This is a genomic window from Allocatenococcus thiocycli, from assembly GCF_921292965.1.
Taxonomy (GTDB): Bacteria; Pseudomonadota; Gammaproteobacteria; order Enterobacterales; family Vibrionaceae; genus Vibrio; species Vibrio natriegens.
In genome coordinates, this window is sequence record NZ_CAKLCK010000051.1 from 53512 (window position 1) to 66384 (window position 12873).

A 12873-nucleotide genomic window follows, 5' to 3' on the forward strand; every position below is an offset into this window, starting at 1 on the left:
GGAGTCACGCTGGACGGGCAAACCGCTCGATTAAACTTATTGTTAGTATTTATCCTGAGCTCAGGGTGAGGAAGTGAGTGAGACTTTATTTACCCCGAGCTCTTGATCGTTTAGTACTGACGCGCTTTTTTCAATTTCTCTAAGTTTTCCTGAGCTTTAGCTTCAATCTCTGGTTTCGCAGCGACTTGAGCCGTACCACAGCGCCACCATGACTCGTAGTCGTTTGTCATGGTTTTCGGTAGCACTTTTATATCAATCAGGGTTGATACCGTTTGCTGTTTAGCATCAGCCAATGCGGCGATGAGCTCTTCTTCTGTATGCACTCGGTAGGCTTTACAGCCGTAACTCTCAGCGTTTTTTGCAAAATCAACAGGCACTAATCCACCGCTCATCTTGCCTGTTTTCGGGTCTTTGAAACGGTTTTCGGTGCCGAAGCTGCCCATTTTATGGTTCATCTGCAAGTTATTGATACAGCCAAATGCCGCGTTATCAAACAAGAGTACGTTGATTTTCACGCCCTCTTGAATCGATGTTTGTAGCTCTGAATGCAGCATCATGTAGGAACCGTCACCGACCATGGTGTAAACCGGTTGCTCTGGATTCGCAATTTTCGCACCAATCGACGCGGCCACTTCGTAGCCCATGCATGAATATCCATACTCCATGTGGTAAGTGTCCGGACGTTTTGGTCGCCAAACGCGCTGTAGATCGCCTGGAAGAGAGCCCGCCGCACCGACAATAATGGCATCAGGTTCAAGATGTTCATCTAGCAAGCCTAGTACGCGGGTTTGGGCTAAGTCGGTATTAAGTGCTTCACGGTATTCCGCCAACTCATCATCAAAGTGACCACCGATTTCCGGAACGAAACCTTCGCCTATTTGAACATTGAATAAGCGGGTTAGTTCTTTGTCCCAAGCTTGTTTAGCTGCTTTAATTTCGTCGCTGTAGCCACTTACATAGCCAAGTTGAGCTAACTTTTCACCGATTGCTTCGAGAGCGATATGGGCGTCAGCGACAACCGAAGTTGCATCTAATTTGCTTGCATCAAACTCAGAGACGTTGATGGTTAAGAAATCCACATCTGGGTTCTGGAATAGTGATTTAGAGCATGTGGTGAAATCGGTAAAGCGAGTACCCACACCAATGACTAAGTCTGTATCACGCGCAATTCGGTTAGCAGCAAGACAACCTGTGGTACCTACGCCACCCAAGTTAAGTTCGTGGTCGTGGACAATCGCACTCTTACCCGCTTGAGTTTCACCGAAAGGAATATTGTGTCGCTCAGCAAACTGACGGAATGCATCGTGTGCTTCTGAATAACGTACGCCACCACCACAAATAAGCATCGGTTTCTTCTTGCTCTTAATTAGAGCAACCGCGTCATCAATCATTGGGTTAGTCGCTGGACGACGTTCAATGCGGTGTACGCGTTTTTTGAAGAAGTACTCTGGGAAGTCGTAAGCTTCACCCTGCACATCTTGTGGTAAACAAATCGTGACTGCGCCAGTGTCGGCAGGATCCGTCAATACACGCATCGCGTTAACCATTGCAGACATCAATTGCTCTGGGCGAGTAATGCGATCCCAGTAACGTGAAACGGGTTTGAAGCAGTCGTTGGTGCTGATTGATGCATCGTGATATTGCTCAACTTGCTGTAGAACAGGATCTGGCTGACGAGTCGCGTAAGTATCTCCCGGTAAGAAAAGCACTGGGATGCGGTTCGCCGTTGCTGTCGCCGCTGCTGTTACCATGTTTGCTGCGCCAGGGCCGACAGAAGAGGTGACGGCATAGATCTTTTTGCGCTTGTTTTGTTTCGCGTAACCCATCGCGATATGAGCCATACCTTGTTCGTTACAGCCCTGATATACCTCGAGTGAGCCTGCGTCTTCTTCTAGTGCTTGTCCCAGACCGACAACATTGCCATGACCAAAGATGGTAAAGATGCCATGAATAAACTTATGTTCTATTCCATCGAACTCAACATACTGTTGATTCATAAACTTAACCAGCGCTTGTGCGGTTGTCATTTTAATCGTGTTCATAACCACTTTACTCCAGATAATTTAGTCGACAGCAGGTGAGACGAAACTTGTGACCTGATGCCTTGCTAGCATATTAAATCTAATGATTTAGATATTATGGAACATTTATTTCATTGCAATGTTTTTCTGAAATGTTGTCAGCTTTTGTGATCCTGATTAGATTGTGGCGTGTTGATTCACTAAAAACAAAATAATGGTGTGATGGATGATACTTTTTGCAAAATTACGAAATTTTCATTTCATGAGATAAAAGAGAGTGAAAATTTACATTTGCCAACTTCTTGCCGTTAGAGCGTGTGAAAAATCGGCCTCCTAAGGCATTAATAAAGTCGATTGAAGCCGTGAAAAAGTTACATTAAAAGCGACGACAATAGCGTCATGTATCAAGGCATCCGCTTTTAATGAGATAGGTAACGTATAGGCGTGGTGGACATTGAGAAGCAAGCGATGATGTACATTGATAAGAATATTTGGTGGAGCTGTGACTTATCAGAGAGACCGCTTTGATGGAAAGTATGTAGCGTAAGATTAACGCCCCCTCAGACGTAGAGGAGGCGTGTTTTAGTGGTTATGCCAACGCAGCTTTGCTGGTTGCTTTTACGTTACACTTTGCGGGTTTCTTTTCGGCCTCTTTATCGGTCACGCCGTTTTCTGTCTCTGACTCGGTATAAGCGCGTCCGTAGAAAGAGTCTTTGAGAATGTCTCTTAACTCACCAATGAGTGGGTAGCGAGGGTTGGCACCAGTACATTGGTCATCAAACGCCTCTATCGCTAGCTGTTCGACCTTATTCAGGAAGTCGGCTTCATTAATCCCAGCCGCCTGAATAGACATTGGGATGTCTAGGTTCGCTTTTAGCTCATCCATCCATGCTAGTAGACGTTCAATCTTCTGAGCAGTGCGGTCACCAGCTTGGCTTAGGCCTAGGTGGTCTGCAACTTCAGCGTAACGACGACGTGCTTGTGGACGGTCGTATTGAGAGAACGCAGTTTGCTTAGTTGGGTTATCGTTCGCGTTGTAACGTACAACGTTAGAGATAAGCAGTGCGTTAGCCAAACCGTGTGGTACGTGGAACTCAGCACCTAGTTTGTGCGCCATTGAGTGACATACACCTAGGAATGCGTTCGCAAACGCCACACCAGCGATAGTTGCTGCGTTGTGTACTTTCTCACGAGCGATTGGGTCGTTTGCACCGTTCGCGTAGCTTGATGGTAGGTACTCTTTTAGCATCTTAAGTGCTTGTAGAGCTTGGCCATCTGAGTATTCGTTCGCAAGAACAGATACGTAAGCTTCCAGAGCGTGAGTTACTGCATCGTAACCACCGAATGCAGTTAGAGACTTAGGCATGTTCATAACAAGGTTCGCATCAACGATAGCCATGTTAGGAGTTAGCTCGTAATCAGCCAGTGGGTATTTAGCGCCAGTCTTGTCGTCAGTAACAACCGCGAATGGAGTAACTTCTGAACCTGTACCTGAAGTTGTTGTGATACAAACAAGCTCAGCTTTTTGACCCATTTTAGGGAACTTGTAGATACGTTTACGGATGTCCATAAAGCGCATTGCTAGTTCTTCGAAGTGCGTTTCTGGGTGCTCGTACATTACCCACATGATTTTCGCAGCATCCATCGGTGAACCACCGCCTAGCGCTAGGATCACGTCTGGTTGGTAGCTCGCCATTTGAGCAGCACCTTTCTCTACTACAGATAGCGTTGGGTCAGCTTCAACGTCGAAGAACGTTTGAACTTCCATGCCTTGTGCTTTCAGTAGTTTCACTACGTCATCTGCGTAACCGTTGTTGAATAGGAAACGGTCAGTTACCAGGAATGCGCGTTTCTTACCTTCTAGGTCGCCAAGCGCGATTGGAAGGCTACCGCGACGGAAGTAGATTGACTTAGGTAGTTTGTGCCACAACATGTTTTCAGCTCGCTTCGCAACAGTTTTCTTGTTGATTAGGTGTTTAGGACCTACGTTCTCAGAGATAGAGTTACCACCCCATGAACCACAACCTAGCGTTAGAGAAGGAGCAACGTTGAAGTTGTACAAGTCACCGATACCACCGTGAGTAGTCGGGATGTTGATTAGGATACGAGCCGTCTTCATCTTGTCACCGAAGTAACGGATGCGGTCAGCGTTAACGTCTTGGTTAGTGTACAGACCAGAAGTGTGGCCGATACCGCCGATTTCAACCATTGTTACCGCTTGAGCAACCGCGTCTTCGAAGTTGTCAGCACGGAATAGACCTAGTGTTGGAGACAGTTTTTCGTGAGCGAATGCGTCGTCGTAAGAAACTTTACCTAGACCTTCACCTACTAGCACTTTCGTGTCTGCAGGCACTTTAACGCCTGCCATTTCAGCGATTGCTGCCGCTGGTTGGCCAACGATTTTCGCGTTTAGTGCGCCGTCGATAAGCAGAACTTTACGAACTTTCTCTGCTTCAGCTTTGCTTAGTACGTAAGCTTTGTGCGTTGCGAAACGCTCTTTCACTTCGTCGTATACTTCGTCAACCACGATTGCAGCCTGCTCAGAAGCACACACTACGCCGTTATCGAATGTTTTAGACATCAGGATAGAAGCCACTGCACGTTTGATGTCAGCCGTTTCATCGATAACAACTGGAACGTTACCTGCACCTACACCGATTGCTGGCTTACCAGAAGAGTAAGCGGCTTTAACCATGCCTGGACCACCAGTTGCAAGGATAAGTGCGATGTCATCGTGTTTCATTAGAGCGTTTGAAAGCTCAACTGAAGGTTGGTCGATCCAACCAATGATGTCTTTTGGTGCGCCCGCTGCTACTGCTGCATCCAGAACTATTTTCGCTGCATCGTTAGTAGAGTTTTTCGCACGTGGGTGTGGCGAGAAGATGATACCGTTACGAGTCTTCAGAGAGATTAGAGATTTGAAGATCGCAGTCGAAGTTGGGTTAGTGGTTGGTACGATACCGCAGATGATGCCTACAGGCTCAGCGATAGTCATCGTACCCAGGTTGTCATCCTCTTCCAGGATGCCACAAGTCTGTTCGTCTTTGTATTTGTTGTAGATAAACTCAGAAGCGAAGTGGTTCTTGATTACTTTATCTTCAACAATACCCATACCAGATTCTTCAACCGCTTGCTGCGCTAGAGGGATACGAGCTTGGTTAGCTGCAAGAGAAGCGGCACGGAAGATTTTGTCTACTTGCTCTTGAGAGTAAGTAGAGAACTCTTCTTGCGCTTTCTTAACGCGAGTAACGAGGGCATCTAGTTCTTTAATATTAGTGACTGGCATAGATTACTCCAATAATTTAAGGTTTCATTTCTAAAAATCATGTGATAAGCCTGAACTTAAATATTCAGACCTCGTTAATTCATTGTTTAATTCAGAAAAATAAATAATTAAAATAAGAAAGTTTCTGTTTGTTTAATTATTTTACCCATACGGAATTTGCCTTGTTTTCACAGAGGTTATGGGGTGATCAATATTCACGGTTTGCAGGAAAACGAATGTATAATTTTACTAAGCTTATGACGCCTTATCCTTTAAATGTGCTGAAGGGTAGGGTTTGCACATTAAATATCATAATAACAATGACTTAAGATTGTAAAAGTTCAGGCGTGCCTCGTGCTGAGTAGTCTGAGTTGCACACCTGTTTTCCCATTTACTTGTTCAATTCTTTTTCGCTCTAGCTGTTTGGATAAGATGATGTGCAATATTAGGGCACATCATCTTCAGGAATATTATCCTCTATTCTTCCAAAGGTGGATTATTTCTAGGTAATTTGATTTTATTTTGTTTATAAACGCTTGGTCATTAATATTCCCAGACAACCATTCTTTAGATGGTTCACCAAATATAGTTCGGCCAACCATAAAACCTTTAACTAAGTCGTGGCCAGTTGTTTGGTCAAAGCCTTTTTTAAGCTCTTCTACAGGGGCATCCAGACCGAGAATCACCACACCACGACAATATGGGTCTTGTTCGATGATTAAGCTGTTCATCGTATTCCATGAATCGCTTTCAAGCGCTGGTAACTTCCACCAATCTGGCTTAATGCCCAAAGAGTAGAAGCGGCTTACAGCTTCAATGTATAAACGATCTTCTTTCATTACGCCGTCAGGCAGGATGACTTCGAGTAGCAGTTCATGCCCAGACTTAAGACAGGCGTGGTACGCTTCCGCTATTTTATTCTCTTGCAGAGTGCGCATGCTTTCATCATCTTCCGGGCTGTAGAACACCAGGCATTTCACCACATGCTCTAAAGGCCAGTCGATCAGTTGAGAGCCAATGTTGCCGTGTTCGAACTCTAGAGGGCGAGAGCCAGGCATTTCGATTGGACGACCGATCCACCAATTGTCACCCGTTACGTCATTAAGCACATCCTGACCGAAGGTGCTATCACAAAGGAGTCCTGATTGACCTTTTAAACCGGCTTCTTTACTTACCTGACGACTCGCTTCGAGAATGAGCTTTTTCAGCGCTGGAATTTTTCCAACATCTGCACCGACTTCTTTCGCCATATCGACCAATTGGCTGCGATGATCGAACGCTAATATACATAATTCGTCCCATGCCCCTGTTTTACGTGTCGTTACTCGGTGCAAGTGGTTAAGCTGAGGATCTAAATCAGGGCGCTTAACATCGTTAGCGCGAGTTAAGTAGTTGTCTAACTCGACTTTGGTTGGCATTGCGGGAGCACAGCCATGACGAGATACCACCAGTGCGCCACAAGCGTTGGCATAAGTACACGCTTTTTCCCATCCTTCACCGTTGAGATAGCCACGAAGAAGACCAGACATGAATGCGTCACCAGCGCCAAGCACGTTCAACACATCCACACGCACACCGTGTACAGTAATGCCTTCATCCAGAGTTTCTGGGATTGAATCCGTGTAGACAGAACAACCAAGAGCACCGCGTTTACAAACCAATTCTGCGCCAGAAACCTTACGTACGGCTTTGAGTGCTTCAACGGTATCTGTTGAGCCGCCACAAATATGGAACTCTTCTTCTGTTCCGACAATTACATCGAATAACCCCAAAACGTCTTGCAGTTCTTCGGTCACTTTATCTGATGCGATAAAACGGGTTTCGCCGTCGCCCAGAGAAGTCAGTCCCCACAGCACAGGACGATAATCAATATCAAGCGCGGTTTTAACTCTGTTACGGCGGGCATATTCAAGTGCAGTTAAAACAGCGTCGCGCGTTTTTGGGTTTGATAAGTGCGTACCAGTGATAGCGAGACAGCGCGCTGATGCGATGTACTCTTCTGTAAAGTCCTCTTTGCTGATTGCCATGTCAGCGCAGTTTTCACGGTAAAAGATCAGTGGAAAGGTATCTTCGTCTTTGATGCCTAAAATGACTAGGCCAGTAAGACGTTCTTTATCGGTAATAAGGTGGCTGGTGTCGCAACCCACTTTTTCCAGTTCTTCACGTAAGAAACGTCCCATATGTTCATCGCCAACGCGGGCAAGCATTGAAGATTTAAGGCCTTGAACGGCAGTTCCATAAGCAACGTTACCGGAAGACCCACCGAGATACTTGGCGAATGTGCCCATATCTTCTAAGCGAGAGCCGACTTGTTGGCCGTAAAGGTCAACAGCGATTCGTCCCATACAAATCAGGTCTAATTTCTTTTCAGTTTTCACTTTGAGCCTCTCACGGTAACGCGTTAACAAACGAACTGCTTTAAATTTGTGGAATTTTTATTTCATTACCAATTGTAAGTGAAATTAAACTCCTATTGTGTGATGGGTGTTGAATTCACAAGTTATATGATGAAATTTTTATTTCATATCGTACAAATAGGTTGGAGTAGAGATTGGTTCACTACTTTCTGCCAGCTAGGGAAGGGGACCAAATGAGTGCTCGAAACCCTCTTACGCAAAAATGGAGCAACTCGTATGAGCTACTCCATTCGATGTAATTTCATTCAGCTTGTTTGTTGGGCTTCAAGATAGATTAGCACCTAAACAAGAATAGCGATTACTGGCTGATTGTTGCTTTCAAAGCGTCGATAGAGGTTTCAACACCAGCATCCACTGTCATGGTCAGGTCTTCCATCTCTAGTGATACATCACCGTTGTAGCCCATCATATGACACACAGAGAAAAACTCTTTCCACCACTGAAGATCTTGACCACAACCTACTGCAACGTAGTTCCAGGTACGGTCTGCACTGTCTTCAACTGGGCGTGGCTCTAACAGGCCATCAATGTCAGCTAGACCACGTTCGATACGAGCATCTTTGCCGTGCACGTGGTAGATACAGCCTTTTAGAGCGCGAGCTGCGGCAATCGGGTCCGCACCAAGAATGATCATGTGAGATGGGTCAAGGTTGATACCGATCATTGGGTCAACCGCGTTACGCAGTTTAAGCAGCGTTGACGCACTCCAAACCATAGTGCCAGGAAACTCTTCGATCGCGATTTGTTCTACGCCGCACTTCTTGCAGTGATCGACATATTCAGACCAAAACTTGATAGTGACTTCCCATTGGTACTCGTAAGCTGGTGCCATGAAATCAGGCCAAGATACTGTCGATGTGATCCAGTTTGGTGTTCTGTCTTCAGGAGAACCAGCAGGCAAACCAGCCATAGCAACAATTTTTTTCACGCCAAGTTTGCCAGCTAATGTTGCACACTCGTACATGCTCTTCGCGTATTGCTCGCCCGTTTCTGATGGCCAAAGCGGGTTACAAGATGTATTCAAAGCAGAAATACGCATACCACGTTTTTCTAGCTCAGCTTGGAACTCCTGAAGTTTGGTTTCATCGCCCAGAAGCTCTTGAGTGTTCACATGCTTACGCGCACCCCAGCCACCGGCTGTCATTTCTACAGCGTCAATACCCATTGACTTTACTTTATCTAACATGTCTGTGAATGAAAGATCTGCGTATACATCAGTACAAATTGCTAGTTGCATAGTATTAACCTCGATATTCTAAATTGTTTACTTTTGATTCAAAAACTGGATAAATCTCTTAGCACCTTTTTGCAACCGGGTGCAAAGTTGGTTAGTTTCGCATTTGTTGACCAAAAAGATTGATCAACGGTGCGATTAATGACACTTTGTATTATTTCGTGATTTTATATAGTCACAGAGTCATGATTATTTTAAAATCAATTTAAATCCTATAAAAATAAACTGTCAATATAATTGTTGAGCCGATGAAAGAAAATAAAGACAAAGTCACAAAAAATATCACTGCTCGTGATGTGGCAAAACTTGCAGGTGTATCAAAATGGACTGTTTCCCGAGCATTTACTCAGGGTTCTTCAATTTCTGAGTCTAGTTTAAATAAAGTGCTAAAAGCCGCTGAAGAACTTGGCTATAAGCCTAACTTACTTGCAAGAAGCCTAGCAAAAAATAAAACAAATATGGTCGCTATACTTATTTCAGAGTTAGGATCTCCGGTTGTTTTGACTGTTTTTGATGAACTCACATCAAAACTACAAAATAAGGGGTTAATTCCGATAGTTCTCAATATTCATTCTAAAAAAGACTATAAGAATGCCCTTACGTTAGCAGGTCAGTTGCAAGTCGACGGCATCATATTTCTTGGCACCGACTTACCTCAAGAAATCGTTGAAAAAAACATTGAGCATATTCCTCTCATTTCTCTGTATCGTCATTGTGATATGCCAAACGTTCACTCTGTCAGTACTGATGGTATAACGGCGGGTCAGCAAGTTGCCAGTCTTTTCATGCAATTAGGTTATAAAAGAATGGCTTACATGTCTGGCCCAGAACAAAAATCAACAGGGCTGTTACGCTTTCAAGGTTTTAACAGTCGACTTTCTGAGTGTGATATACCACTCGAGCACAGATTTAATATCAAACACTATGCCAGAGACCTCGCATTTAATTGCCTTTCTGACTACATAAAAACAACCGATGTTAATCAGAGAGTTGACGCTATTTTTTGTGAAAATGATATTTTAGCCATTGGTGCTTTGGATGCATTACATCATCACAAAATTGATAACACTATTGCTATTGTAGGATTTGACGATATAGATCTAGCATCATCTCCTAAATATAGCCTCACGACATTCAGGCAGGAACTCATACCTTTGGTTAGTAAATCTGTTGAACTACTTAATTCTGATGTTAATAGTAGCAACAAAATACTTATGCCTGGAACGCTAATTACACGTCAATCACATTTAATAAATCGACAATAATAATGTTTTAATGGTACGGGACAGATAATATTGCCCCGTACCTGGATAATAGTTAGAACTATTATATTATCGAAGTAAGAATTCTCTTTCTAAACGCTCTCTTGCCGCTGGAGCTTGCACGTCCATCTTTTCTGGGAATCCAAAATAAGAGACACAAGCAATTGAATCACCACCGACTGCGAATTTCTTATTCGCAAAATCCATATCTCTTAGTGTTGAGAACATAGTATCGAAATCTACATCGCCTTCACCCATCGCTAAGTGCTGGTGGATAGCTACATCACTGCGACCTTGATTGTTCAACCAAGGTGGGTTAGCGATATAACGACAATCCAATGTTTGGTTGAAGGTATCCGCAAACAATACATGAGAAAGATCGTCACCTGCATACTCTAACATTGAGCGAACGTCACCTTTACCTTGATCATAGAAGAAACCGTGAGGCGCAGAGTATACGTACTTTAGATTGTCCGAACGGTAGGACTTAACCAGGTCACACGTTTCATTATTCAGTTCACAGAAATCCCATGGATGCGATTGCACTTCGACACGAATGCCTTCTCTTTCAAATAGAGGTAGTAATTCATCCATAGAGCGGAACCACATTCCGTTACAGATTTCTTGTTGGTTTGGATCGCCCGAAAGTTCTGTGTTGATTACTTCTACACCCATGTTAACAGCGATTTCTACGATTTTTTTCCAGTTTGCTACTGCATGTTTACGTTGTTCTTCAGTTGGGCCTGACCAACGATAAACAACGATAAAAGAAGAGAGTTCAACGCCAGCCTGACGTAGGGCAGTTTTGTATTCTCTTTCACACTCACGAGAAAATAGTGGGTGCTTGTAGAACGGGTTGATACGTGGATGAGGCGATTGCTCGATATACTTGTAACCCCAGTCAGCAACTTTGTGCACCATATCCGGGATACTCATTTGTTTTGCTAGTACATCAACGTCGAATGCGATTTTCATAAAAACCTCCAAATAAAGTGTATATCAATCAACCTATTATTGATTTCACGTGTAATTATTAAGTCGTTATTAGTTAGACTGGCAATTTGTCTCTCATCGATACATTCCTAAGTATGAGCGACAAATTGGCAGTGGGTTTATTGGTCCTATTAAGCAGGTACGTCTACTTTTTTGGTCTGTTGGCCGTTCCAGTTAGTCATAACATGCTCTTCCATTCTTTCTAGTGCTACACCATTGGTTTCTGGTAGGTAGCGATTTACGAAGAAATAAGAAACAATCATGAAGAAAGCAAATACCCACATCGGGAATGCGCCACGGAACATCTCATTGAGAAGCGGGCTGTCATTCATTACCGGGAAGATTAGCCCAATCAGGAAGTTAGTTACCCAAAGGCCACCGATAGCAAATGACATACCTAAACCACGGTAGCGGTTAGGGAAGATTTCAGATACGACAATCCATGCACCTAAGCTCCATGAGAACGCAAAGCAAATCATGAATACCATCATGCCAAACAGTGTCCAGTAACCCATTTGGATAGCGGCTTCACCTTGCAAACCTGCAGATTGGTAAATGAAGTAAGACGTCAACAGCAGGCCGAACGTGGCACCCAATGAACCAATTTTTAGCAGTGGTTTGCGACCAACTTTGTCCATGAGCAGAGAACCGATTAAGGTACCCACTAGCTGAATCACACCGACCCAAATAGTCAAGAAGAGCGCGACCTGGCTGTTACCTGTTACTTTTTCAAGTACAACTGGTGCGAAGTACATCATTACGTTTACACCACTTGCTTGTTGGAAGATAACAATCATGGTTGCGATGAAAACGAAAACCCAAAAGCGACGTTGTTTGTGAACTTGAAGCTTTTCAACTTGCGCTTTGTTTTCTGCTTCTTCGTGGATAGAGTTATGAATCGCGTTAATAACCGTAGGCGCATAAGCAGGGTTGAAGATTTTACCAGTGACTTCTAGCGCTTCTTTTTCGCGTCCTACCAGCACTAACCAACGAGGCGACTCAGGGATGAAGAATGATGCAAGAACAAACAACGCACATGGGATAGCTTCAGAACCAATCATGATACGCCAGCCTACATCAACCAGCCATTCGTGAGTCATACCTTGAGCAATTAAGAAGTTAACAACGAAGATAACTACTTGACCGAATACGATGGCAAAGTTTTGCGAACTTAACGCACGACCACGGATTTTCTTCGGTGAGACTTCTGACATGTACATCGGTGATACCGAAGAGGCAATACCAACCGCTAATCCGCCAATCATGCGATAAACGATAAACCAGAAGAACGTGTCAACAAGGGCTGCACCAATCGCTGAAATAGTAAATAAAATGGCGGATAAAATGAGGGCCTTTTTACGGCCGTATTTATCAGCGACCTTACCGGATAAGAACGCACCGATAATACAACCAATGGCAACGTTTGATACAGCCCAACCGACGCCGATAGAACTTAGTTCAAAGTAGGTCGCAATTGGGGTAATTGCACCAGAAATTACTGCGGTGTCATAACCTAGTAGCAGGCCACCCAGTGCTGCAACAGCACAGATGACGAGGATATAACGTAAATTATAACTTGTATCTACAGTTTGATTATTAGTGGACATGAATCCTCCTAAATGAATTTTATTTTTCTGTGTAGGGCAACAGAACTGCTTTGTTGCAACCGGGTGCAAATCCC

At 44.1% G+C, this 12873-nt stretch carries 7 protein-coding genes; 1 reads left to right on the forward strand and 6 read right to left on the reverse strand.

Translation table 11 applies throughout. From position 1 onward, the window contains the following. Positions 1 to 110: 110 nt before the first annotated feature. The 4 genes from iolD to L9Q40_RS21025 all read right to left on the reverse strand — a co-directional run bounded on the left by iolD (position 111) and on the right by L9Q40_RS21025 (position 8940). Positions 111 to 2042: a 3D-(3,5/4)-trihydroxycyclohexane-1,2-dione acylhydrolase (decyclizing) gene (gene iolD / locus L9Q40_RS21010; RefSeq protein WP_498794518.1), complete on the reverse strand. Its 1932-nt coding sequence runs from the start codon at positions 2040 to 2042 to the stop codon at positions 111 to 113. Positions 2043 to 2610: 568 nt separating this feature from the next. Continuing rightward, positions 2611 to 5307, reverse strand: a complete 2697-nt coding sequence (gene adhE, locus L9Q40_RS21015) for a bifunctional acetaldehyde-CoA/alcohol dehydrogenase (RefSeq protein ID WP_498794519.1) — start codon at positions 5305 to 5307, stop codon at positions 2611 to 2613. 449 nt (positions 5308 to 5756) lie between these two features. Continuing rightward, entirely contained in the window at positions 5757 to 7664 is a 1908-nt protein-coding gene (locus L9Q40_RS21020; RefSeq protein WP_498794520.1) for a bifunctional 5-dehydro-2-deoxygluconokinase/5-dehydro-2-deoxyphosphogluconate aldolase, read from the reverse strand. A gap of 337 nt (positions 7665 to 8001) precedes the next feature. Next, on the reverse strand, positions 8002 to 8940 hold the full coding sequence (locus tag L9Q40_RS21025; protein WP_118118740.1) for a sugar phosphate isomerase/epimerase family protein: 939 nt from the start codon (positions 8938 to 8940) through the stop codon (positions 8002 to 8004). A 245-nt stretch (positions 8941 to 9185) separates the two neighbouring features. Between L9Q40_RS21025 and L9Q40_RS21030 the strand changes: the two genes are divergently transcribed. Continuing rightward, positions 9186 to 10202: a LacI family DNA-binding transcriptional regulator gene (locus tag L9Q40_RS21030; RefSeq protein ID WP_498794521.1), complete on the forward strand. Its 1017-nt coding sequence runs from the start codon at positions 9186 to 9188 to the stop codon at positions 10200 to 10202. Between the two features lie 66 nt (positions 10203 to 10268). Here the strand turns inward: L9Q40_RS21030 and L9Q40_RS21035 are convergent, their stop codons facing one another. Together L9Q40_RS21035 and L9Q40_RS21040 are read right to left on the reverse strand one after the other, a co-directional pair. Further along, on the reverse strand, positions 10269 to 11174 hold the full coding sequence (locus L9Q40_RS21035; RefSeq protein ID WP_020336446.1) for a sugar phosphate isomerase/epimerase family protein: 906 nt from the start codon (positions 11172 to 11174) through the stop codon (positions 10269 to 10271). A 149-nt stretch (positions 11175 to 11323) separates the two neighbouring features. Further along, positions 11324 to 12799 carry a sugar porter family MFS transporter gene (locus L9Q40_RS21040; RefSeq protein ID WP_020336445.1) on the reverse strand — a complete coding sequence of 492 codons (1476 nt, stop codon included), beginning with the start codon at positions 12797 to 12799 and terminating at the stop codon, positions 11324 to 11326. Between the last annotated feature and the right edge of the window lie 74 nt (positions 12800 to 12873).